Annotated in this window: 16 protein-coding genes; 9 read left to right on the top strand and 7 right to left on the bottom strand. The window is 71.9% G+C overall.

Features of this window, described 5'->3' with window-relative positions:
- The first annotated feature begins 38 nt into the window (after nt 1-38).
- Entirely contained in the window at nt 39-551 is a 513-nt protein-coding gene (locus tag BS83_RS38010) for a hypothetical protein (RefSeq protein WP_157597480.1), read from the top strand.
- A 186-nt stretch (nt 552-737) separates the two neighbouring features.
- On the opposite strand, the gene BS83_RS38005 is transcribed toward BS83_RS38010, so the two are convergent.
- From BS83_RS38005 to BS83_RS37995, 3 genes are all read right to left on the bottom strand, one after another.
- A complete protein-coding gene (locus BS83_RS38005) occupies nt 738-1499 on the bottom strand; it encodes a histidine phosphatase family protein (protein WP_198035387.1) in 762 nt (253 codons plus the stop codon).
- Nucleotides 1500-1594: 95 nt separating this feature from the next.
- Nucleotides 1595-3217, bottom strand: a complete 1623-nt coding sequence (gene mctP, locus BS83_RS38000) for a monocarboxylate uptake permease MctP (RefSeq protein WP_037607839.1) — start codon at nt 3215-3217, stop codon at nt 1595-1597.
- Nucleotides 3214-3492: a DUF3311 domain-containing protein gene (locus BS83_RS37995; protein ID WP_408641070.1), complete on the bottom strand. Its 279-nt coding sequence runs from the start codon at nt 3490-3492 to the stop codon at nt 3214-3216. Before BS83_RS37995 ends, mctP begins: the two co-directional genes overlap by 4 nt.
- Nucleotides 3493-3771: 279 nt before the next feature.
- On the opposite strand from BS83_RS37995, the gene BS83_RS37990 reads away from it, so the two are divergent.
- Entirely contained in the window at nt 3772-4719 is a 948-nt protein-coding gene (locus tag BS83_RS37990) for an RNA polymerase sigma-70 factor (protein ID WP_037607837.1), read from the top strand.
- A 120-nt stretch (nt 4720-4839) separates the two neighbouring features.
- On the opposite strand, the gene BS83_RS37985 is transcribed toward BS83_RS37990, so the two are convergent.
- Complete coding sequence (locus BS83_RS37985) at nt 4840-8121, bottom strand: AfsR/SARP family transcriptional regulator (RefSeq protein WP_037607835.1); 3282 nt, start codon at nt 8119-8121, stop codon at nt 4840-4842.
- 5 nt (nt 8122-8126) lie between these two features.
- Complete coding sequence (locus tag BS83_RS37980; protein WP_037607834.1) at nt 8127-8900, bottom strand: GntR family transcriptional regulator; 774 nt, start codon at nt 8898-8900, stop codon at nt 8127-8129.
- Nucleotides 8901-9385: 485 nt separating this feature from the next.
- Here BS83_RS37980 and BS83_RS37975 point away from each other — a divergent pair, with 485 nt between their 5' ends.
- The 7 genes from BS83_RS37975 (at nt 9386) to BS83_RS37945 (ending at nt 21642) form a co-directional block, all read left to right on the top strand.
- A complete protein-coding gene (locus BS83_RS37975; protein WP_037607832.1) occupies nt 9386-10675 on the top strand; it encodes an extracellular solute-binding protein in 1290 nt (429 codons plus the stop codon).
- Nucleotides 10676-10820: 145 nt separating this feature from the next.
- Nucleotides 10821-11753: a carbohydrate ABC transporter permease gene (locus BS83_RS37970; RefSeq protein ID WP_037607830.1), complete on the top strand. Its 933-nt coding sequence runs from the start codon at nt 10821-10823 to the stop codon at nt 11751-11753.
- A gap of 2 nt (nt 11754-11755) precedes the next feature.
- Nucleotides 11756-12664, top strand: a complete 909-nt coding sequence (locus BS83_RS37965) for a carbohydrate ABC transporter permease (RefSeq protein WP_051944901.1) — start codon at nt 11756-11758, stop codon at nt 12662-12664.
- A gap of 7 nt (nt 12665-12671) precedes the next feature.
- Nucleotides 12672-14237 (top strand): glycoside hydrolase family 3 protein, encoded by a 1566-nt coding sequence (locus tag BS83_RS37960; protein ID WP_051945800.1) that lies wholly within the window; start codon nt 12672-12674, stop codon nt 14235-14237.
- Between the two features lie 148 nt (nt 14238-14385).
- Nucleotides 14386-15672, top strand: coding sequence for an extracellular solute-binding protein (locus BS83_RS37955; RefSeq protein WP_037607827.1), 1287 nt, complete (start codon nt 14386-14388; stop codon nt 15670-15672).
- A 416-nt stretch (nt 15673-16088) separates the two neighbouring features.
- Entirely contained in the window at nt 16089-17549 is a 1461-nt protein-coding gene (locus BS83_RS37950) for a sensor histidine kinase (RefSeq protein WP_037607826.1), read from the top strand.
- A 172-nt stretch (nt 17550-17721) separates the two neighbouring features.
- Complete coding sequence (locus BS83_RS37945) at nt 17722-21642, top strand: Pls/PosA family non-ribosomal peptide synthetase (RefSeq protein ID WP_408641069.1); 3921 nt, start codon at nt 17722-17724, stop codon at nt 21640-21642.
- Nucleotides 21643-22050: 408 nt separating this feature from the next.
- On the opposite strand, the gene BS83_RS37940 is transcribed toward BS83_RS37945, so the two are convergent.
- Together BS83_RS37940 and BS83_RS37935 are read right to left on the bottom strand one after the other, a co-directional pair.
- Complete coding sequence (locus tag BS83_RS37940; protein ID WP_030257455.1) at nt 22051-22302, bottom strand: WhiB family transcriptional regulator; 252 nt, start codon at nt 22300-22302, stop codon at nt 22051-22053.
- 334 nt (nt 22303-22636) lie between these two features.
- Nucleotides 22637-23593: a diacylglycerol/lipid kinase family protein gene (locus tag BS83_RS37935; protein WP_037607824.1), complete on the bottom strand. Its 957-nt coding sequence runs from the start codon at nt 23591-23593 to the stop codon at nt 22637-22639.
- Nucleotides 23594-23741: the final 148 nt, after the last annotated feature.

Raw genomic sequence — 23741 nt, 5'->3', positions numbered from 1 at the left:
CAGCCGGCTGCTGCGCGGCGACCACACTCTGGACGGGCGTGGCGGCGATACCCGCGCAGGCGGCGCCACCCGTCGTCCGCGCGGCGCCGTGCGCGGACGCGAGCCGCCCGAGTCCGATGGCGGTCACCCTCTCGGGCGTCCACGGCGCGTACCGGGCGGGCGGCGGCTGGACCACGTTGCGGCTGACCGTCCGCAACCGCACGGGCGCGGTGTGCGCGCAGGTCAGACCGGTCCTGGTCTACGGAGCCCGTGGCCGGACGCTGCGGGCGAACGCGCTGCGTCTGGAGTCGCTGCGCGGCGGCCACTGGCACCGGGTCGACCTCGATCCCGCGCTCGGCCAGCTCGCGGGCCGCGTCGGCCCGAGCGCCGGCCTCCGCCTGCGCGCGGGCGAGTCCGCGACGCTCCAGGTCCGCATGCGCGTCACCCGCGCCGCGCCCCACGGCGAGTGGCTCTCCCTGGCGGTGGCCTACGCCCCGATGCAGTCCAAGGGTACGACGGTCAGCTGGCCCGTCGGGGTGACCAACCCCTCCTACTTCCGTGTCACCGGCTGACGCGAGCAACCAACTGGTCCTCTGCCGAGAGGTGTCGCGCACACGCGGCGGAGCCGGAGACCGGCAGGGCTGCGCGCGCCTGGGGTGGTGCGACCGGCGCGGAGATCCCTGGTCCGGCCACGCGGTGGCCTCCGGCGCCCGCACCGGGAACGGTCCAGCGCTGACCGGGGCCCGCGGCGCGCGGCGTCACGCCAGGTGCGGGCGCTCGTTCCAGCGGTCGAGGGTCAGCGCGCCCTTGGCGTCGCGGATCCAGCGGGTGACCGAGGTGTTGGTCACCGCTCCGGCCCGGCCGATCTCGATCAGCTCGCCCTCCTGAAGGTCGTCGATGACGTGGCGGAGCAGCAGCACCACCGCGTCATGGGCCACGACCAGCACCCTCCGGTTGGCCTCCGCCTCGTACAGGTCGCGCAGCGCGCTGCGCAGCCGCAGCGCCACGTCGGAGTAGGACTCGCCGCCCGGCGGGCGCCAGCGCAGCTCGCCGAGGAGGCGGCGGCGTGCGGCCTCGGTCGGGTGGCGGAGCTCGATCGCCGCCGAGGTCAGCATCTCCAGGACGCCGAGCTCGCGGTCGCGCAGCCGCTCGTCGGTGCAGAGCTCGGGCAGCGGAAGCCCGGCGCGGTCCAGTTCCTCGACGACGAGCTCCGCGGTCTCCTGGGTGCGCAGGTAGGGGGAGACCCAGAGGCTCTGCGGGAGTCCGTCGCCGTCCCGGGTGGCCAGCCAGCGGCCCAGCGCGCGGGCCTCCTCCCGGCCGAGGGAGGTCAGCGAGAGGTCCGCGTCGCGGCAGCTGATGCCGACGTCCAGGGCCCCCTCCGCCTCGGCCGCGTGGAAGGCGGCGTTCGCGGTGCTCTGGCCGTGCCGGACTGCGGTCAGCGTCAGCGGGCCGGGCAGGCCGGGGAAGAGCCGGCGCGGTGCCGTCCGCTGTGCCTTCGGGTTCTGGTCGGTCAGTGCCACGTCGCGCCCCCTGGGGATCGACCTGCCCGTCGCCGGAATGCGAAACGGGCCGCCGTCCCAGTGTGCGGGAGCGCGCGGCCCGTTCTAAGGGCGCATCAGGTGGTGACGGGGGCGATCACGGGGGGTGTGTGCTCCATCTGGTCCACGTCGGAGGTGTAGTCGGCGGGAACGGTCTCGTCGAGGCCCTCGGTCGACCTGATCAGGCGCAGGCCCACGGTGAGCACGACGGCGACGGCGAGGTTGAGCACCAGCGCGGTCACCCCGATGTAGCCGATCTGGCCGATCACCGGGATGTTCGCCGAGCTGCCGCCGAAGTGCGAGTGCGGCTTGCCTGCCGCGGCCACGCCGTAGGCCTCGTAGGTGCCGTAGGCCATGCCGGCCGCCCAGCCCGCGAGCAGACCCCAGCGGTGGAACCACCGGGTGAACAGACCACCGACGATCGCAGGGAAGGTCTGCAGGATCCAGATGCCGCCCAGCAGCTGCAGGTTGATCGAGAACTGCTTGTCGATGCCGAGCACGAAGCCCAGCGCTCCGAGCTTCACCACCAGCGAGACCAGCTTGGCGACCTTGGTCTCGTCCTCCGGGGTGGCGTTCGGCTTCAGGAACTCCTTGTAGACGTTCCTGGTGAACAGGTTCGCCGCGGCGATCGACATGATCGCCGCCGGGACCAGGGCGCCGATGCCGATGGCGGCGAAGGCCACCCCCGCGAACCAGCTCGGGAACATCTGCTGGAACAGCTGCGGCACGGCCAGCTGCGCGTTGTAGCCCTTGACGCCCTTGCCGACGCCCGCGGAGATGGCCATGAAGCCGATCAGCGAGAGCAGGCCGAGCATCAGCGAGTAGGCCGGCATGATCGCGAGATTGCGCCGGACCGTCAGCCGGTCCTTGGCGGCCATCACGCCGGTCGCCGAGTGGGGGTACATGAACAGCGCCATCGCCGAGCCGAGTGCCAGCGTCGCGTAGGCCCACTGCGCCTTCGGGCCGGAGACCAGCGCGCCGCGCGGCTTGCCGGTGGCCGGGTTCGTCTTGGCCAGGGCGGTGGCCGCGTCGTGGAAGATGTGGCCGTAGCCGCCCAGCCGGATCGGGATGTAGATGATCGCGACGATGACGACGACGTAGACCAGGGTGTCCTTGACGAAGGCGATCAGCGCGGGCGCGCGCAGCCCCGAGCTGTAGGTGTAGGCGGCGAGCACGGCGAACGCGATCAGCAGCGGCAGGTCCTTGCCCCAGCTGCTGCCGCCGCCCACGTGCAGGGTGTCCAGCACGGCCTGGATGCCCACCAACTGCAGGGCGATGTACGGCATCGTGGCCAGGATGCCGGTCAGGGCGACGGCCAGGGCCACGCTCTTGCTGCCGTAGCGCCCGCGGGCGAAGTCGGCCAGGGTGACGTAGCCCTTGCTGCGGGCCACCGACCAGAGCCGCGGCAGGAAGAGGAAGACCAGCGGCCAGGCGATGATCGTGTACGGCACGGCGTAGAAGCCGGCCGCGCCCACGCCGTAGATCAGAGCCGGGACGGCGATGAAGGTGTAGGCCGTGTACAGGTCCCCGCCGAGCAGGAACCAGCTCACCACGGTGCCGAAACTGCGTCCGCCCAGACCCCATTCGTCCAGGTGGTGTGCGTTCTCGGCGCGGCGCCAGCGCGCGGCGACGAAGCCGACGGCGGTGACGAGGGCGAAGAAGAGCAGGAAGACGGTCAGCGCGACCCAGTCGGTCTTCACGCCTCCTCACCCCCGGAGGCCGCGGAGTCCGCGGCGGCTGAGCCGGCCGCCGCGCCCGCGTCGCGGAGCGCCTTGCGGCTCTTCTCCTCCCGGGTGAACAGCAGGTAGGCGAGGCCCGTCAGGAGCGCGGAGAGGATCACCCACATCAGCTGGTACCAGTAGAAGAAGGGGATCCCGGCGAACGCGGGTGTCATCCGCGCGTACGAGGAGACCCAGAGCAGTGCCACGAAGGGGGCGAGCAGCAGGACCGCACAGACGATCCGCACGGGCGTCACGAGGGGCAGCGCCCTGGTCGGTGTCGGCAAGGCTTGTGAGGCATCTGGCATGACCGGCGGCTCCCAGCTGTCCTTTTGACGATCTGTTGACCCCCGGAATCTAGACCTTTGCCGCGCTCACGTCACGGGTGCGTGCACGGAATCCCGCCGACTGAGATCGCGTACGTTCGATCGATCAAGGGTGACGCAGGTCACAGGGGTCGAATCTCCGGCGATGTCACAGGAGGCCCGGCTGTCTCGTCCAGGGTGGTGAGCGGAACGACGGGGAAGGGAGCCGGTATGGAGAAGGTCGAGGAGTTCCAGGAACTGCGCCCGCTGCTGTTCTCGATCGCCTATCGGATCCTGGGCAGCGTGAGCGAGGCGGAGGACGCGGTCCAGGAGACCTGGCTGCGGTACGACGCCTCGGCGACCGAGCCCGTGTCGGCCAAGGCCTACCTGTCGGCCGTGGTGACCCGGATCTCCGTCGACGTGCTGCGCTCGGCGCGGGTGCGGCGGGAGGAGTACGTCGGGCCGTGGTTCCCCGAGCCGCTGCTCGCCGACCCCTACGAGGACCCGGCGCGGGCGGTCGAGCTGGCCGACTCCGTCTCGATGGCGGCGCTGCTGCTGCTGGAGCGGCTGAGCCCGCTGGAACGCGCGGTCTTCGTGCTGCGCGAGGTGTTCGGCTTCGGATTCGACGAGGTCGCGGCGGCGGCCGGACGGTCCGAGGCGGCGTGCCGGCAGCTGCTGGTGCGGGCGCGGCGGCACATGGAGGAGGGCCGCCCGCGTTTCGAGGCCGATCGCCGGGAGCGGGAGGAGCTGGCGTCGCGCTTCTTCGAGGCGCTGCGGGACGGCGACGTCGCCGGGCTGCAGGAACTGCTCGCCGCCGACGTGACGATGGTCGGCGACGGCGGCGGCAAGGCTCCGCAGCTGGCCAGGGCCATTGTCGGCCCCCGGAACGTGGCCCGGCTGCTGGCCTCGCTGTTCCCGTTGCTGGCCGGCCTCGACGTGACGACGGAGCCGCACGAGATCAACGGCCTGCCGGGCGCGATCGTCCGCGACCGGGACGGCAGGGTGGTCCACACGCTGGCGCTGGACGTGCTCGACGGGCGGATCCAGGCGATCCGCATCGTGCTCAACCCCGACAAGCTGGCCCACCTGGGCCCGGTCGCGGACGCCTGGGAGCTCTCCCGCGAGGTGAAGCAGGCCCGCCGCGGCGGCGGATCCCCAGAAGCGGACGCCGACGCCTAGGCCCGGCAGGGGCGCCATCGAGATGCCATCGGATTGTCACTGCCGCCTGGCAGGCTTTCCTTCGCGAGGGGACCGCTGGAGCCGGCCCGGACGTGGGGAGCGCTATGGCCAGCGACGCGTTCAGGCGTGGGGGCGGGCCTGTTCCAGCGGATTGCGGGTGGCGGGCAGGGCCGTCGCCCGTCGCGGCTCGTGGCCGTGGGGGAGCTGTGTCTCCGTCATGAGCTCCTGGGCGCGGCGGTCGGCGTCCTCCGCCTCACCGCGATGGCCGAGCCGGCGCAGCGCGGTGGCGAGGTTGCCCAGGGCGATGCCCAGGTTCATCGGGTCGCCGGTCTCCTCCAGGATTCCGCAGGCGTCGCGCAGGCAGGTGGCGGCCTCGCGGTGCTCGCCGAGCGCGATCAGGCTCTCGCCCATGCCGTTGAGCGTCAGCGCCTGGGCGTGGAGGTTGCCCCCGGCCCTGAGCAGGGCGAGAGCCCGCCGGTAGCAGTCGGTGGCCCGTCCGAACTCTTCGAGGTCCTGGTGCAGTTCGCCCAGACCCGACCAGGTCGCCGCCTCCCCGTCGCCGGGGCCGGTGCGGCGTCGGTACTCCAGCGCCTGGTGCAGGTAGCCGATGGCCTCGCGGGGCCGTCCGCTCTCGCGATGGGCCATGCCGAGGTTGTTCAGCGTCCGGCCGATCTGGTACTCCGCGCCGGCGGCGCGGTTGAGCTCCAACGCGGTCTCCAGATGCGTGATCGCGGCGTCGGCGCGGCCGGTCAGGGCCAGTGCCATGGCCATGCCGTTGTGCAGCTCGGCCTCCCTTTCCGCGACGCCCGCGCGGGCGGCGGCGCGCAGCCCGAGCGCGTGGCTCTCCTCCCACGGCAGCCAGTACTTGCGCCGGACCAGGAACGGGAAGAGCAGCGTCGGCAGCTGCCACGCGGGAGCGTCCAGGCCCGCCTCCCAGCAGCGGCGGATCAGCACCACGAGATTGCCGAGCTCGGCGTCGAGCCAGTTCAGCGAGGCGGCGGCGTCGGGCAGGACGGGGGAGGCCGGCTCCGCCCCGGCGGCGGCCGGGTGGACGGCGGGCAGGGCGACGAGCGGTTTGCCGCCCGGCCGCAGCAGCCGGTCGGCGGCCTCGACGGCGCGCAGGTACCAGTCCGCGAGGCGGGCGAGCGCGCTCGTGGCGGTGCCCTCGGTCTCGCTCAACTCGGCGGAGTAGAGGGCGACCAGGTCGTGGCACCGGTAACCGCCGTCGCGGTGCGCCTGCAGGAGCTGCGCGTCGGCGAGGGCGTCCAGCACGCGGTCGGCGGTGGTCTCGTCGGTGCCGAAGAGGGCGGCGGCCGCCGCCGTCGACCAGACCGGCAGTCCGCCCGCGCCGAGCAGCCGGAAGGCGAGGCCGAGCGGCAGCTGTGCGACCGCCCGCCCGTGCAGGCCGCGGTAGCCGACGTCGAGGCCCGCGCGGACGGACAGCTCGCCCGCGGTGAGCTCACCGAGCCTGCCCCGGCGGTCCGCGAGCCGCGTGGCCAGCGCGGACACCGGCCAGGCCGGCCGCGAGGCGAGGCGGGCGCCGACGATCCGGAGGGCCAGCGGCAGTCCGCCACAGGCCTCCAGTACGGTCGCGAGCGCGGCGTCAGGGGAGGCCTCGATCCGGTCGCGGCCGATCAGTTCGGCGAGCAGGGCGGTGGCCTGGTGGTCCGTCAACAGGGGCAGGGCGAGCGTGCGGACGCCGTCGAGGTCGGCGAGCGGCGAACGGCTGGTGACCAGGACGGCGCAGCGCTCGTCACCGGGCACCAGGTCACGCACCTGCGCGCTGTCGGAGGCGTTGTCCAGCACGAGCAGGACGCGCCGCCGCGCGAGCAGGCTCCGGTACCGGGCGGCGCGCGCCCCCGGTTCCTGCGGCAGCGGCTCGGTCTCGCCGAGGGCGGCGACGAACCGCGCCTGCACGGTGGCGACGTCGGCGGACCCGAGCTCCGCGTACAGCTGCCCGTCGGGGAACTCCTCGCGCAGACGCTGGGCGACCCTGACCGCCAGCGCGGTCTTCCCGATCCCGCCCGGCCCGCTCACCACGACGACCGCCGCGCCGCCCTCGCCGGCCGTCAGCAGCAGCTGTTCGACCTTTCCCTCCTCCGCCTCCCGCCCCACGAACCCCCGCACCGCCCCCGGCAACTCCCGTGGCACGGCCCGCCCCCGGCGCGGCCCTCTCCCCGCGGCTTCACCGCCCACCCCGGCCTCGCTCCCGCCCAGGGAGGTGCCGACCGCGGCGGCCTCCCCGGGCAGGCCGGCCGGGTCCTTGAGGCCGGCGCCGGAGTCCGGACCTCGGGGCGAGCGCTGGTCGTGCGGCGGGTCGCCGGCCTGCGCCGCGCGCTGCGCGGCCGGGTCGGTGTCGCGGCGCACGGGGCCGCCCTTCGGGGAGCCGGACGGTTGCTCGGGCGTGACCGGGTCGGTCGGGGCTCCCTCTGCTCGGCTCTCGCCCGGGAGTGCGTCCGCCGCGGTGCCCTCCTCCGGGGAGCGGGACGGCCGCTCGGGCATCGGTGGGTGGGCCGAGGCTCGCCGGACCCCGTCCGCACGCGCGGGTGGGCGCGCCGCCGCGGCGTCCTCCGGTGTCGCGGGTGGGGGCTCGGGGAGGGCTCCTGCCTGCGGTCGGTCGCTGCCGGGCGGCCGGGTGGGGGGTTCGGGGGTGGTGAGGGAGGGGTCGTCGGAGAGGAGGCGGAGGTGGAGGGCGCGGAGGGAGGGGCCCGGGGTGAGGCCGGCCCGGGCGGAGAGGGAGGCGGCGGCGGTGACGTAGGTCTCCAGTGCCTCGGCGCGGCGGCCGGCGCGGTGGAGGGCGAGCATGAGCTGGGCGATCCGCGGTTCGTGGAGCGGGTCGTGCGCCGTCGCGGCGCGCAGTTCGGGCAGGACGGCGTGGTGGTCGCCGAGGGCCAGCGCGGCGTCCAGCCGGAGGTCGGTCAGCTGCAGGCGCAGTTCGGTGAGGTGCTGGAGGACCGCGGCCCGCCCGAGGAACTCGGGTATGTCCGCCAGCGGGTCGCCGCGCCACAGCTCCAGCGCCTCTTCCGCGCGGCTCCGCGCCTCCCGCTGGTCGCCGCCGCGCGACGCGTCGAGCGCGGCCTCGCGCAGCCGCTCGGCGCGGGAGACGTCCAGCTCGGCCGGGTCCACGTGGAACGCGTAGCCGTGGCCGTGCGTGGTCAGTCTCGGCGCCAGCTCGGGGCCGAGGGCGCGCCGCAGCCGCATGGCGTAGCTGGAGACGGTCCGCGCCCCGTGCTCCGGCGGACGTCCGTCCCAGAGCAGTTCCGCCAGCTCCCGGCGGGGGACCGGCCGGTTCGCCCGCAGCAGCAGGACGGCCAGCAGCGCACGGGGACGGGGCGGGCCGACCGGAGTCGGCGCCCCGTCGACGAGGAGCGGACCGAGCAGGCCGAACCTGGCCCGCCCCACCGGTCTCAGGCCTCCGGGCGCTGCAGGCGCGCGGTGAACTTGTAGCGGTCACCGCGGTAGACCGAGCGCACCCACTCCACCGGCTCGCCGGCCGCGTCGAAGGAGTGGCGCGAGAGCAGCAGCATCGGCAGGCCGACGTCGGTGCCCAGTACGCCCGCCTCACGCGGGGTGGCCAGGGAGGTCTCGATGGTCTCCTCGGCCTCGGCCACGTGCACGCCGTAGACCTCGCCCAGGGCCGTGTACAGCGAGTTGTACTTGACCAGGTTCCGCCGCAGCGCCGGGAAGCGCTTCGCGCTCAGGTGGGCCGTCTCGATCGCCATCGGGTCGCCGCTGGCGAGGCGGAGCCGCTCGACCCGCAGCACCCGTCCGCCCGGACGGATGTCCAGCAGTTCGGCGAGCCGGTCGTCGGCGGTGACGTAGCCGACCTCCAGCAGCCGCGACGCGGGCTCCAGGCCCTGCGCGCGCATGTCCTCCGTGTAGGAGGTGAGTTGCAGCGCCTGCGACACCTTGGGCTTGGCCACGAAGGTGCCCTTGCCCTGGATGCGCTCCAGTCGTCCCTCGACCACCAGCTCCTGCAGCGCCTGGCGCACGGTCGTGCGCGAGGTCTCGAACTCCAGCGCCAGCGTCCGCTCCGGCGGGACCGGGGTGCCCGGCGCCTGGGTCTGGGTGATCTGCAGCAGGTGGCGCTTCAGGCGGTAGTACTTCGGGACGCGCGCGGTGGACGCACCTGCCGAAGTCTCCTCCGCCGGCACGGTCCCGGGACCCCCATCGGTCGTCATCACCGCTCCTGTTTCCTGTCCCTGATCGTCGCCGTCGGCAGCACGCCGTTCGGCCCTTATGGTGGCACGTCCGCGTGCGCGAAAGCATGCTCAGTACGAGACGCCGGACCGAGTTTCCTCCGTTGAGACTGACCGGCGGAAGGGATTGGTCCAGGCCAGGCGTACCACATGGTCTAGACCTTGAAGCCCCGGCTTGGCAAGACCCCCCTTTCGCATGCGTGCGACCGGTCCAGGTCAAGAGGTGTACCACCGGATCACGCCCCGGCGCTGGCCCGGTGTCGGGTTGATAACGGCTCCGAGTCTTTGGCGTGCAACCCGTTGACACTCGCATTTGGTCTAGGCCAAGCTCCAGGCACTGGTCTAAACCACATCGACCACTACAACTCCCCGACCCATCACTGGGACGGCGGCCTCCGCACACTGCTCGTCGCGAGAGGCCGCAACCGGAACAGATGGGGGGAATCCGGGCATCCCAGGAGGATGGCGTGAACCGTCGACTTATCGCCGCTATCGGCAGCACCGCGATGCTGTTCAGCATCGCCGCTTGTAGCTCCAGCTCCACGACCGACAAGTCCAAGCCCGCTGCCGACCCGGCGAAGATCACGGTCTGGCTCGCGGTCGACGCGCAGCAGAACTGGCCGGGCGCGGTCTCCGCCGCCACCGCCACGTTCACCAAGGCGCACCCGAACACCAAGGTCGACGTCCAGTACTACTCCTGGGGCGACAAGAACACGAAGTTCGACGCCGCGCTGGCGACCCCGAACGTCCCCGACGTCATCGAGATGGGCAACACCGAGACCCTCTCCTACATGATCAAGGGCGCCTTCGCGCCGCTGGACGCCACCAAGTTCACCGGTTCCTCCGACTGGCTGCCCGCCCTCCAGTCCACCGCCACCTACCAGGGCAAGCTCTTCGGTGTCCCCTACTACGCCGGTGTGAAGACCGCCGCCTGGCGCAAGGACGTCAACGCGGCCGCGGGTGTCACCAACAACACCCCGACCAGCTGGGCCGAGCTGACCGGCGACCTGGACAAGGTGCAGGCCAAGCAGGGCTCCGGCTTCTCCGCCTGGTACCAGCCCACCCGTGACTGGTACGCGGCCATGTCCTTCGTCTACGACAACGGCGGCCAGATCGCCAAGGCGGACGGCTCCGGCAAGTTCACCGCCACCCTCGAGGACCCGGCCGCGCAGGCGGGTCTGGCCAGCTGGAAGGCCATCGAGGACAAGTACATGCACGGCGACAAGACCAAGGACGAGTCGGACCGCTACATCGTCTACGGCCAGGGCAAGTCCGACCTGATCTTCGGCGCCGGCTGGGAGGCCCCCTCCGCCGCCGACCCGAAGTTCGACAAGACCGGCGGCAAGCTGAAGGACAACATCGTTCCCTTCGCCCTGCCGGGCGTGAAGAACGCGACCATGCCGTCCTTCATCGGCGGTTCGGACCTGGTCGTCCCGGTCAAGTCGCCGAACGTCGCGCTCGCCTCCGAGTGGATCAACGACTTCACCAACCCGACCGCGCAGCAGGCCCTGGTCACCGCCGGCAACCTGCCCAACAACAAGACCATGATGGCCGCCCTGGGCAGCGACCCGAAGCTCGGCTACATGGCCAAGGTCGCCCTCAACACCTGGTTCGTGCCGACCGCGCCGGGCTGGCTGACCGTCGAGAAGAACGCGATCCTGCAGAACATGCTCCAGGACATCGCGACGGGCAAGGCCTCCATCGCTGACGCCACCAAGAACGCCGACACGCAGATCAACGCCGTCATCAACGGCTGATCAATCTGAGCGGGCCGGATCGGGATCCCCGATCCGGCCCGCTCTGCCCCAGGCACGGTCCGCCTTGGCTCAGCACCACCCTTGGCACAGCACGATCTGTTGGCACAGCACGACCGCGTGAAGAGGAAAACTGAGGAGCACAGTGATGAGTGCCGCCGAAACCCGACCACGAGCGCCGAGGCGGAGGGGCGCGTCCCCGCTCGCGCCCTGGCTGCTCCTCGCCCCCGCGCTGCTGTTGCTGCTGCTGGTCCTGGGCTACCCGCTGTTCCACCTGATCCAGATCTCGTTCCAGAACTACGGGCAGAGCCAGCTCTGGGGCTTCATCCCGCCGAGCTGGGTCGGCTTCGCGAACTACTCGAAGGTGCTGGGCGACAGCTTCTTCTGGCAGGTCGTGCTCCGCACCATCGGCTTCGCCGCCGGTGCCGTGGTGCTGACCCTGGTGCTCGGCATGCTGGTGGCGCTGCTGCTGCAGAAGGTCAGCCCCTTCGTCCGCACGCTGATCAACATCTCGCTGGTGGCCAGCTGGTCCATGCCGATCATCGTCGCGGTCACCGTCTTCAAGTGGATGACCGACGCCGACTACGGCGTGCTGAACTCGCTGCTCAGCAAGATCCCCGGGGTGCACATGCTCGGGCACGACTGGTTCGTCAACACCTGGGAGGGCTTCGCCGTCATCATGGCGCTGGTCGTCTGGGGAGCCGTGCCCTTCGTCGCGATCACCCTCTACGCCGGCCTGACCCAGGTGCCCGGTGAGCTCGAGGAGGCCGCCAGGCTCGACGGCGCCGGCGCCTTCAAGGTCTTCCGCCACGTCAAGCTGCCGCTGCTCAAGCCGATCCTGGTGATGCTCGGCACCCTCTCGGTGATCTGGGACATGGGCGTCTTCGCACAGGTCTACCTGATGCGCGGCGGCCACCCCGAGCCGCAGTACCAGCTGCTCAGCACCTACTCGTTCAACCAGGGCTTCGTCACCGGCAACTACGCCGCCGGCGCGGCCATCGCGGTGATCACCGTGCTGCTGCTGCTCGGTGTGATCGCCGTCTACATGCGCCAGATGCTGAAGATCGGAGAGGTGGAGTGACGATGACCGACACCGCAGCCGGAACCGCCAGGGCCGTGCACTCGACGCCGGCCTCGATCGCCCGCCCCGCGCTCCGCCGCCGCAACTGGGGCCGCACGGCCGGCAAGAGCGTCTGGAACCTGATCGGCGTCGTGGTCTTCGTCGTGGCCGGGTTCCCCGTCTACTGGATGCTGAACACCGCGTTCAAGCCGGCCAAGGACGCGATCGACGCGAACCCGAAGCTCTTCCCGACCAGCGTCACGCTGGACAACTTCAGCCGGGCCCTGAACATCTCCGACTTCTGGGGCCCGGTCACCCGCAGCCTGATCGTCTCGCTCTCCACCGTCGCCATCGGCATGGTGGTCGGCCTGCTGGCGGCGCTCGCGATCTCGCGCTTCGCCTTCCGCGGCCGCAAGGTCGTCATCATCGGCATCCTCACCGTGCAGATGATCCCGCTGGTCGCCATGGTGATCCCGGTCTTCCTGCTGCTGAACGACTTCCAGCAGACCAACAAGATCACCGGCCTGATCATCACCTACCTCACCTTCGTGCTGCCCTTCACGGTCTGGACCCTGCGCGGGTTCATCGTGAACATCCCGAAGGAGCTGGAGGAGTCGGCTCAGGTCGACGGCTGCACCCGGACCGGCGCCTTCCTGCGCGTGGTCTTCCCGCTGCTGGCCCCCGGCATCGTGGCGACCTCGATCTACGGCTTCATCCAGGCCTGGAACGAGTACCTCTACGCCCTGGTCCTCATGGACCAGCACAACACCACCGCCACCGTCTGGCTGGGCAACTTCACCACCCAGCACGGCACCGAGTTCGCCCCGATGATGGCCGGCTCCACGATGATGTCCGTTCCCGTCGTCATCCTCTTCCTGCTCGTCCAGCGCAGGATCGCGTCCGGCCTCACGGCCGGTGCGGTGAAGGGCTGACGTGAACGTGAGCATCCTCGACCCGTCGTCAGCCAGGACCGCTCGGACGAGGGACCGGCTCCACCGCGACGCGCTCACGGTGCTGCAGCCCGGATTCGTCGGCACCACCCCGCCCGACTGGCTGCGCCGCCACCTCGGCGACGGCTTGGGCTCGGTGGCGCTCTTCGCCCGCAACGTCACCGACCCCGAGCAGCTGGCGGCGCTCACCGCCGAGCTGCGCGCGGAGAACCCGCACGTGCTGGTCGCCATCGACGAGGAGGGCGGGGACGTCACCCGGCTGGAGGCCGGCAGCGGCTCGTCCTGGCCGGGCAACCTCGCCCTCGGCGCGGTCGACGACCCGGGCCTGACCAGGGACGTCGCCCGCGAGCTCGGCCGGGCCCTGGCCGAGTGCGGCGTCAACTACAACTGGGCGCCCTCCGCCGACGTCAACTCCAACCCCGACAACCCGGTCATCGGGGTCCGCTCCTTCGGCGCCGACCCCGACCTCTGCGCGCGGCACACCGCCGCCTGGGTCGAGGGGCTGCAGTCGGTGGGCGTCGCCGCCTGCGCCAAGCACTTCCCCGGCCACGGCGACACCGCCGTCGACTCGCACCTGGGTCTGCCGGTGGTCGACATCGACGTGGACCTGCTGCGCTCGCGCGACCTGGTGCCGTTCAAGGCGGCGATCGCCGCCGGGGCCAAGGCCGTCATGACCGCCCACATCATGGTCCCGGCGCTGGACGGGGACCGGCCCGCGACGCTGAGCCGGGCCGTGCTGCAGCTGCTGCGCAACTCCCCGGCCGACGGCGGCCTCGGCTACCAGGGCCTGATCGTCACCGACGGCATCGAGATGGGCGCCATCGCGGACACCTACGGCGTCACCCGCGGCAGCGTGCTGGCCATCGGCGCGGGCGTGGACGCGATCTGCGTCGGCGGCGGTCTGGCCGACGAGGAGACGGTGCTGCTGCTGCGCGACGCGCTGGTCCAGGCGGTGCGCGACGGCGAGCTGAGCGAGGAACGGCTGGCCGAGGCCGCGGGCCGGGTCCGCGCGCTGGGTCAGTGGACCACCGAGCAGGTCGAGGCGAGCGGCAGGCTGGCCCCCGACCTCGCCATCGGGCTCCGGGCGGCGCGCCGTGCCCTGCGGGTCACCAGGACGCCGGGCTCCGGCTTCGTGCCGATCACCGAGCGCCCCTACGTGGTCTCCTTCAGCCCGATCGCGAACATCGCGGTCGGCGACGAGACGCCTTGGGGCGTGGCGGGGATGCTCGCCGCGCGCTTCCCCGGGACGCGCGCAGAGAGCGTCGGCCCTCGGGACGCCACGCCGGAGCTGCTGCCGGCGCTGGTCGAGCGGCTGCGCCGGGAGTCGGCCGGACGCCGCCTCGTCGTGGTCGTCCGGGACCTGCACCGGCACGAGTGGATCGCGCGGGCGCTGGACGGCCTGCTGGCCGGCCGCCCGGACGCCGCGGTGGTCGAGATGGGCGTGCCCCAGGCCGCCGCGCGGGGCGCGTTGCACATCGCCACGCACGGCGCGGCGCGGGTCTGCGGCCTGGCGGCTGTCGAGGTCCTGACAGGTCAGCCCACGGTTCAGCACTGAGCAGTACACCGAGCATCACGCGCCGGGACCGGCCGAGGTCCCAGTCGAGTAACGGATCCCCTCCCGTAGCACGGGCGCATTGACGGCCCCAATGGTCTGGACCAAACTTCCCGGAAATTGGTCGAGACCATTGGGGAGTGGTGCGGGCATGAGACATCGTCAGGCGGTTCTGGGGATCTGTTCGGCAGCGGTCGCGCTGAGCCTGAGCGGCTGCGGCCTCTCCGGGCTCGGGCAGGCCAAGAGCAGTCCGTCGCCCACCAGCTGGCAGGGGAAGACCCTCGTGGTCTGGCTCATGAAGGGCGACGACTCCGCCGCCTGGATGGACTCGGTCAAGAGCGCGTTCCTGCAGCAGTACGCCGGCGCGAAGATCGACTTCCAGGTCCAGGACTGGACCGGCATCCAGCAGAAGGTGACCGACGCCCTCGCCTCGCTCACCCCGCCCGACGTCATCGACATCGGGAACACGCAGACCCCGTACTACGCCGCCTCCGGCGGGCTCATGGACCTGACGCCGTATCTGGGCGGGCTCGGCGCCTCCACCTGGAACAGCTTCATGAACAAGTCGACGATCTACCAGAAGAAGCAGTACGCGGCCCCCTGGTACGCCGGCAACCGGGTCGTCATGTACAACAAGAAGCTCTGGAAGCGCGCCGGACTCGGGCCGACCCCCACGACCCAGGAGCAGTGGCTGAGCGACCTCGCCACACTGCAGCAGACCTCGGGCGTCAGCTCGGCCATGTGGCTGCCCGGACAGAACTGGTACGCCTTCGACGGCTTCCTCCAGGACGAGGGCGCCCAGCTGGTGCGCGAGGACTCGCCCGGGGTCTGGAGCGGGAACCTCGACAGCCCGCAGGCGCTGCGCGCCACCGCCTTCTTCAAGAAGCTCCGCAGCTTCGGCAAGGCCCCGGTCGACGTCAACGAGGCGAACCAGGCCGCGGAGTTCGCCAAGGGCAACGTCGGCTGCATGATCGCCATGGGCTACGAGGCCGCCACTGCGGTGAGCAAGAACGTGAGCGCCGACGACATCGGCTGGTTCCCCATCCCCGGCAAGACCGCGAACCGTCCCGCCAGGACCTTCCTGGGCGGCTCGAACCTCACCGTCTCGCTCAACACCCAGAACAAGGACCTCGCGCTCGGCTTTCTCAAGATCGCCCTCAATGACGTCAACGAGTCGCTGATGGCCAAGACCTCCGGGTTCCTGCCGAACCGCACCAGCCTCTACGGCGCGCTGGCCGGCAACACCTACGCGCAGGCGGCGGCGAAGTCCGCGCCCGACGCCGGCTACACCCCGCTGCTGCCCACCTGGGGCAATGTGGAGACCTCGCCGAACCCGGTGATCACGCTCTACCTCGGCCCGATCCTCCAGGGTCACGACGCCTCGGCCGCCGCGCAGGCGGCCGACACGGAGATGACGACCAGGCTGGCCTGGAACTGACCGGACGACGAGCGGGCCGGGCCGGCGCGGGGGGAGCGCCGGGCCCGGCCCGCTCGCGGCTTCGGCCGCCGGGGCGCAACGGACGCAGGACGCACGAAAGGCCGCGAGCGCCGGACGGGACCCTCAACCCGTTCGGCACCGCGGCCTCCGGCCTCGTCGGAGAAGGAAGCCGTCGCAGCGTGGCGGGTGTGCGGGCCCGGGACGCGCGGCAGGTTCGGCCGACGGTGGGAGCGGCGGCCGCGCGGTCAGGGCAGATAGCGCGGACTGTGTCGCTCCTTGGTGCTGCTTCGATTGTGGACTAGACCATTCGACGTTGTCCAGACCAATGGCGAGGAAATCCGCCCACGTCCCACGGACTCCCGCGTCCCCGCCCGGCGACCGCGCCCACCTGCGCGTGCTCCGGCTAGGCTCGCTGCATGCCTTCCCTGAACGAGCTGGTGCGCCACCACACCTCGCTGGAACCCGCCGACGTGGAGTGGATCCACCTGCTGATCTCCGAGTGGCAGCTGCTCTCGGACCTCTCGTTCGCGGATCTGGTGCTCTGGGTGCCGACCAGGGACGGCACCCGCTACGTCTCGCTGGCCCAGATGCGTCCCAACACCGGCCCCACCTCCTACCAGGACGACATGGTCGGCCATCTCGTCCCGCGGGGCCGCAGGCCGCTGCTCGACATGGCTCTCGACGAGGGCCGCATCGTCCGTGAGGGTGACCCCGAGTGGCGCGAGGACGTACCCGTTCGAGTGGAATCCATCCCGGTCCGCCGGGAGGGCAGGGTGCTCGGCGTGATCGCCCGCAACACCAACCTGCTCACCGTCCGTACCCCCAGCCGGCTGGAGCTGACCTACCTCCAGAGCGCCTCCGACCTGGCCCAGATGATCGCCAACGGGACGTTTCCCTTCCCCGGCGAGCAGGTCGACATGGACGCCTCGCCGCGGGCCGGCGACGGCCTGATCCGGCTCGACGCCGACGGCGTGGTCACGTACGCCAGCCCCAACGCGCTCTCCGCCTACCACCGGCTCGGCCTCAGCTCCGACCTGGTCGGCCTGCATCTGGGCAAGACCACGGCCGACCTGATCCCGCCCACCCGCGGCGCGGTCGACGAGGCGCTGATCAAGCTGGCCAGCGGCTGGGCGCCGCGGCAGACCGAGATCGAGCACCCCGAGGCCGTGGTCCAGCTGCGCGCCATCCCGCTCAAGCCCAAGGGCGAGCCCATCGGCTCGCTGGTGCTGCTCCGCGACGTCACCGAGCTGCGCCGCCGTGAGCGCGAGCTGATGACCAAGGACGCGACGATCCGCGAGATCCACCACCGGGTCAAGAACAACCTGCAGACGGTCGCCGCGCTGCTGCGCCTCCAGTCCCGCCGGATGGACTCGGAGGCGGCGCGCGGCGCCCTGGACGAGGCGGTGCGCAGGGTCGGCTCGATCGCCATCGTGCACGAGACCCTGTCCATGGCCCTGGACGAGCAGGTCGCCTTCGACGAGATCGCCGACCGGGTGCTGGCGATGGTCATGGAGCTCTCCCAGGACGGCCGGGTGACCGCCCGCCGCAAGGGCAGCTTCGGCATCCTCTCGGCCGAGGTGGCCACCCCTCTCAGCATGATCCTCACGGAGATCCTGCAGAACGCCCTGGAGCACGCCTACGGGCCGAAGGCCGGCGGAACCGTCGAGGTGGCCGCCCGGCGCTCCGAGGGTGTGCTGCACATCACCGTCACCGACGACGGATCGGGTCTGCCCGAGGGCTTCGACCCGCAGACCGCGGGAAATCTCGGGCTGCAGATCGTCCGTACACTGGCGGCAGGCGAGTTGGGCGGGCAGTTCGACATGACACCCGTGCCCGACGGCGGCACCAGGGTCGCGTTGGCCATCCCCTGCGAATGACACCTTTGGTGGGTGGCGGCCCGTTTGACTGACTGTTGGGCGTTTTTTACCCGTTACTCACCATTAGGCCGCCAACCACGGTGGATGCTGATTCGTCTACAGTCCCAGGCGCCACACGCATCCCTCGCAGGCGCCGTGCTGGACTTTCACCCGACGCCTGGCGAGAGCACACGTGGAACAACAGAACTTCATCGCGCCTGCCCGCCCCCCGGGGCAGGCCGGCACCGCCACGGCGCCGGCCTGGCAGACCGGAGCGGTCTGGCCGGTGGCCGACCCGGCACCGGCCAGGACCCTGCTCGACATCCTGGACGAGACCGCGTGGCGGTACCCCGACGCGCCCGCCCTCGACGCCGACGGCGCCGTCCTGACCTACCGCGCGCTGCTGCACGCCGTGGGCGGGCTGGCCGCCGAGCTGGCCGGATACGGCATCGGCCCCGGCGACCGCGTCGGCGTCCGCGTGCCCAGCGGCACCGCCGACCTCTACCTCGCCATCCTCGGCGTGCTCCGGGCGGGCGCGGCCTACGTACCCGTCGACGTGGACGACCCGGACGAGCGCGCCGAGATGATCTGGACCGACGCCGGCGTCTGCGCCGTCATCGGCGCGGGCCTGCAGGTCCTGGCCGGCCCCAGTCCGACCGGGGGCGACCCCGGCACGGCCGGCATCGGCGACGACGCCTGGATCATCTTCACCTCCGGCACCACCGGCCGCCCCAAGGGCGTCGCGGTCACCCACCGCAGCGCCGCCGCCTTCGTCGACGCGGAGGCCAGGCTCTTCCTGCGGCGGGCGCCGATGGGCCCGGGGGACCGGGTGCTGGCCGGGCTCTCGGTGGCCTTCGACGCCTCGTGCGAGGAGATGTGGCTGGCCTGGCGGCACGGCGCCTGCCTGGTCCCCGCGCCTCGCGCGCTCGTCAAGGCCGGGACGGACCTCGGCCCCTGGCTGGTCGAGCGCGGCATCACCGTGGTCTCCACCGTGCCCACCCTGGTCGCGCTCTGGCCCGAGGAGGCGCTCGCCGCGGTCCGGCTGCTGATCGTCGGCGGCGAGGCCTGCCCGGCCGAGCTGGTCGACCGACTGGACGTGCCCGGCCGCGAGTTCTGGAACACCTACGGCCCGACCGAGGCCACCGTCGTCGCCTGCGCCTCCCTGATGCGCGCCGGACAGCCCGTCAGAATCGGGGCCCCGCTCGACGGCTGGGAGCTCGCCGTGGTCGGGGCCGACAACCGCCCGGTCGCCTGGGGCGAGACCGGCGAACTCGTCATCGGCGGCGTCGGCACCGCCCGCTACCTCGACCCGGCCAAGGACGCAGAGAAGTTCGGCGCGCCCCCGTGGCACGGCCGCCCCGAACGCGTCTACCGCAGCGGCGACCTGGTCCGGGCCGACCCGCAGGGTCTGGTGTTCGTCGGCCGCGCCGACGAACAGGTCAAGCTCGGCGGACGCCGCATCGAACTCGGCGAGGTCGACGCCGCGCTGCAGGCGCTGCCGGGCATCCGCGCCGCCGCCGCGGCGGTCAAGGAGACCCCGGCCGGCGGCCAGCTCCTGGTCGGCTACCTGGTCGCCGACGGCTGGGACGAGCCCGACCTCGCCGCGCTCCGCACCCAACTGCTGGACCGGCTGCCGCAGGCCCTCGTGCCCGTGCTCGCCCTCGTGCCCGAACTGCCCACCCGCACCTCGGGCAAGGTCGACCGCAAGGCGCTGCCGTGGCCGCTGTCCGGCGTCGGGGCCGACCCCGGTGCGGTGGCGGGCGGGCCGCTGCACGGGACCGCCGCATGGCTGGGCGAGCAGTGGCAGGCCGTCCTCGGCGTGCCGGTCGGCCCGGACAGCGACTTCTTCGCCCTGGGCGGCACCAGCCTGGCCGCGGCCAAGCTCGTCTCCCTGCTGCGGCAGCGCTTCCCCGGCGCGTCCGTCGCCGACCTGTACCAGCAGCCGCGGCTCGAGTCGCTGGCCGACCACCTCGACGCCGGCGACGCGGAGACGCAGGAGGTCCGCCAGGTCCGGCCGGTGCCGCGGTACGTCGGCCTCTACCAGGCCGTGGTGCTGGCCGTCCTCTACACCGTCACCGGCCTGCGCTGGGTGCTCGCCCTGGCCGCCGTCGACAACCTCATAGGGCCGCTGCCCTGGGCCCCGCACACCTCCTGGGCGCTGATCGTCGGCGGCTGGGTGCTGCTCTCCAGCGCCGTCGGCCGCTCGCTGATCGGCGCGCTCGGCGCCCGCCTGCTCACGGCGGGCCTCAGGCCCGGCAGCCACCCGCGCGGCGGCGCGGCCCATCTGCGGCTGTGGACGGCGGAGCGCCTGGTCGGCATGTTCAACGTGGCCGCCGTCATCGGCACCCCGCTCGCCCGCCGCTACGCCCGGCTGCTCGGGTGCTCCGTCGGGCGCGACGTCGAACTGCACAGCATGCCGCCGGTCACCGGCATGGCCGTCTACGGCGACGGCTGCGCGGTGGAGACCGAGGTCGACACGGCCGGCTGGTGGCTCGACGGCGACGTGCTGCACCTGGGCACGGTCCGCATCGGCAAGGGCGCCAGGGTGGGCACCCGCACCATGCTGATGCCCGGCGCGGAGATCGGCTACGACGCCGAGGTGCTGCCCGGCAGCTGCGTCGTCGGCCGCGTCCCCGCGCACGCCCGGGTCCACGGCAGCCCCGCCGTCGCGGACGAGAACCCGGTGCTCCCCGCCGAGCTGTGGCCCGCGCCGGCCCACCGAAATGCGCGCGCCTGGAACCTGGCCTTCGCGCTGGCGCTGCCCGGCTTCCAGCTGCTGCCGTTGCTCTCCGCGCTGCCGGCCGTCGTGGTCGTCTGGACCCTGATCGGGCACGACCCCTCCTACCTCGGGGTCTTCGACTCGATCCTGGCCGCCTCCGTCCCGCTGGCGCTGCTCACCATGGGCCTGTACGCGCTGGCCGTGGTGGTGACGGTCCGGCTGCTGTCGATCCCGATCAAGCCGGGTCTGCACCCGGCCCACGGCAGGGTCGGATTCTGCGTCTGGGCCGTCCACAACCTGATGGCCTCCTCGCGGGTCGCCCTGTTCCCCTTCTACGCCAGCCTGATGACGCCGCTGTGGCTGCGGGCGCTCGGGGCGCGGATCGGCCGAAGGGTCGAGGCCTCGACCGCGATCGGCCTGCCGGGCCTGATGCGGGTGGACGACCACGCCTTCCTGGCCGACGACACCATGGTCGGCTCCTTCGCCCTCCGCGGCGGGTGGCTGCGCCTGGGCGTCTCCTCGGTCGGCAAGCGCTCCTTCGTCGGCAACTCCGGCATCGTCGCTCCGGGGCGGTCGCTGCCGGACGACTGCCTCGTCGGCGTCCTCTCCGACGCGCCGCCGGTCGCCGAGCCCGGCGGTTCCTGGCTGGGCCGTCCGGGCATGCGGGTGCAGCGGGTCGCCGAGGGCGGCGAGGACACCGCGCGCACCTACGACCCGCCGCGCCGACTCGTGCGTGCCCGCGCCGCGGTGGAGCTGTGCCGGATCGTCCCGGTCCTGATCGCCGTCCTGCTCGGCGACCTGGCGGCGACCGGCCTCCAGGCCCTGTTCGACTGGGACGGCCTGACGGCCGCCGCGGTCCTGGCCGGGGTGTTGCTGCTGGCGCTCGGGGTGACGGCGTGTCTGATCACCACGGCCGCCAAGTGGTTGCTGATGGGCCGCTTCCGTGCGGGCCAAAAGCCGCTGTGGAGTTCGTTCGTGTGGCGTAACGAGCTCTTCGACACCTTCGTCGAGGAGCTGGCCATGCCGTGGCTCGGCGGGACGCTGGTCGGCACGCCGTTCTTCACCGCGTGGTTGCGCAGCCTGGGCGCCAGGATCGGCCGCGGGGTCTGGTGCGAGTCGCACTGGTTCCCCGAGACCGACCTGATCAGCCTCGGCGACGGAGCCACCGTCAACCGCGGTGTGGTGGTGCAGACTCACCTCTTCCACGACCGGCTGATGCGGATGGACGCGATCGAGGTGGGGGTGGGCGCGACGGTCGGCCCGCACTCCATCGTGCTGCTCGGCTCGACGCTGGGGGAGGGGGCCGTGGTGGGCCCGTCCTCGCTGGTGATGCGCGGCGAGACGCTGCCGGCCGGCACCCGCTGGCTGGGCAACCCGGTCCGCCGCTGGGCCTGAGCCGTTCGGGTCCGCGAGAACCGCGAAGCCCCGGTCCCTGCCGCACACGCGGGAGGGACCGGGGCTTCGTCGTGGGTCGGCCGTCCCGGAAGGAAGCACCGGGAGAAGAAGCGAGACCCTGCCGAACGGGGGGGAGGTTCGGCAGGGCCTCTTGACCTGCTCCGGCCGTCGGGGGGAGTCGGCCGGAGCAGGGGCTCTGATGAGAGCGTAGCGCTCCGTGCACGGCACGGGCCACTGCCCTCGGCTCCGACGGTATCAAATCATCGGGGCCAGTGAGCAACGCACCGAGTGTGCGTTGCTTCGGAAAATGCTCAGAGCGTTGTCACGGAGCTGTGGGCCCCGGATACGCACGAGCACTCGATCACGTGTTGATCAGAAGTGGTGCGGGTGGTGCGACTACTCAGCGTGTCAGGCGGTGCGGGCGCGGTTGCGGGCGGCGCGACGCTTCATCGCACGACGCTCGTCCTCGCTCATGCCACCCCAGACGCCGGCGTCCTGACCGGTCTCGAGGGCCCACTGCAGGCAGCTCTCCATGACGGGGCAGCGACGGCAGACGGCCTTCGCCTCCTCGATCTGGAGCAGGGCAGGCCCGGTGTTGCCGATCGGGAAGAACAGCTCGGGGTCCTCTTCCCGGCAGACAGCGCGGTGGCGCCAGTCCATCTTGTCCAACTCCTCTAAAGGGCGGGGGATCCCCCACCTGCGTCAATGGCAGCTTGTGAATGTGAACGCTTTCACGAACCCGTTGGCAGGCACAGGGCCGACGGGTGGGTCGGCGTACGGATGCTCGCAGCGTTGCGTGGATTCGGGCGACTCAGGCGGGTTCCGGTAACGGACTGTCCCGATCGCCATGTAAAGGTTCGCAAACCTCGACCGGGGATACAACCCCCTTCGGGTAGGAAATTTTGAATCGTCGGTGTCGCTTGGGTCACACCCTGTACTTCGATGGAGTGAAGCGGGTCGCGCGTTCGAGAACAAGGCCGAATGGCCCATCCGTTCACACAATCACACGCAGTGCCCGAGATACGCCTGTGAAGCTGATGCTCTTACGCTCTCCAAGGTGGTCCCCATCGACCTGGAACGGCAGCGGTTCCTGCGAATGCAAGGTGAATTCCGGCAGATCGTGGTAAGCGACCACATGTTTGCCGTGGGGCCCGGCCCCCGTGGAGTCGAGCAACTGGGGAATCGTGCGCAGGGTCTGAACGAGTGACATCCGGGTCATGCCGAAGAGGTCCAGGTTCGTGTCGAAGCCGGCTTCCGGCGAGGCGTAGACCGGGCGATTGCCCAGATAGGTCCACGGAGAGGTGTTGGAGACTATCGACACCGCCAGACCGGTGACCGGTTCCCGGCCCTCGGCACTGAACGTGATCGGCCCGTTCCTGCGGTGGTGGCGCTCGCCGGCGAACTGCCGCAGCGCCTGTCCGACGTAGAGGGAGTGCGTCGACCGCCGGCCGCTGCGCCGCGCCTGCTCGACCCGTCCGACGACGCCGGCGTCGAACCCGAAGCCCGCCGTGAAGGTGAACCACCGGTCCGGCAGCCCCTCGCCGCCGGAGCGGCCCAGACTCACGGCGCGCTCCCGCGGGGCGCCGGGACCGCTGAGCGCGTCGAGCAGCTGGCCGGTCGCCTCGACCGGATCGTTCGGCAGCCCGAGCGCCCGGGCGAACACGTTGGTGCTCCCGCCCGGCACCACGGCCAGGCTGGGCAGGTGTTCGGCAGGCCCGTCGTGCAGCAGCCCGTTGACGACCTCGTTCACGGTCCCGTCGCCACCGAGCGCGACGACGAGATCGTGCGTCCCCCCGACCGCGGCCTCGCGCGCGAGATCGCGCGCGTGCCCCCGGTAACCGGTGGCGACGACGTCCAGCTTCAGATCGTTCGCGAGGGCGTGCGCGAGGACGTCCCGGGTCCGTCCACTGGTGGTGGTCGCTTTCGGATTGACGACCAGGAGCGCACGCATAGCCGACAGCCTACCTAGCGGTAGGCAGCACACGAGGCAGGCCAGCCAGTTGCACCACCTCAGGGGCGCGAGGAACTGCGCGACAAGCCACCGACGTCCGGATGGTCCTCATCGAGCAGGGCCATCCGCGCGGAGTGGTTGTTCGCGC

The organism is Streptacidiphilus rugosus AM-16, assembly GCF_000744655.1.
Lineage (GTDB): Bacteria > Actinomycetota > Actinomycetes > Streptomycetales > Streptomycetaceae > Streptacidiphilus > Streptacidiphilus rugosus.
This window is presented reverse-complemented; position numbering and strand designations above follow the sequence as displayed.

Coding starts and splice junctions, on each gene's coding strand:
- BS83_RS37955 (WP_037607827.1), top strand. CDS start 14,386: ATGAGACATCGTCAGGCGGTTCTGGGGATCTGTTCGGCAGCGGTCGCG.
- BS83_RS37970 (WP_037607830.1), top strand. CDS start 10,821: ATGAGTGCCGCCGAAACCCGACCACGAGCGCCGAGGCGGAGGGGCGCG.
- BS83_RS37950 (WP_037607826.1), top strand. CDS start 16,089: ATGCCTTCCCTGAACGAGCTGGTGCGCCACCACACCTCGCTGGAACCC.
- BS83_RS37965 (WP_051944901.1), top strand. CDS start 11,756: ATGACCGACACCGCAGCCGGAACCGCCAGGGCCGTGCACTCGACGCCG.
- BS83_RS37980 (WP_037607834.1), bottom strand. CDS start 8,900: ATGACGACCGATGGGGGTCCCGGGACCGTGCCGGCGGAGGAGACTTCG.
- BS83_RS37940 (WP_030257455.1), bottom strand. CDS start 22,302: ATGGACTGGCGCCACCGCGCTGTCTGCCGGGAAGAGGACCCCGAGCTG.
- BS83_RS37935 (WP_037607824.1), bottom strand. CDS start 23,593: ATGCGTGCGCTCCTGGTCGTCAATCCGAAAGCGACCACCACCAGTGGA.
- BS83_RS37990 (WP_037607837.1), top strand. CDS start 3,772: ATGGAGAAGGTCGAGGAGTTCCAGGAACTGCGCCCGCTGCTGTTCTCG.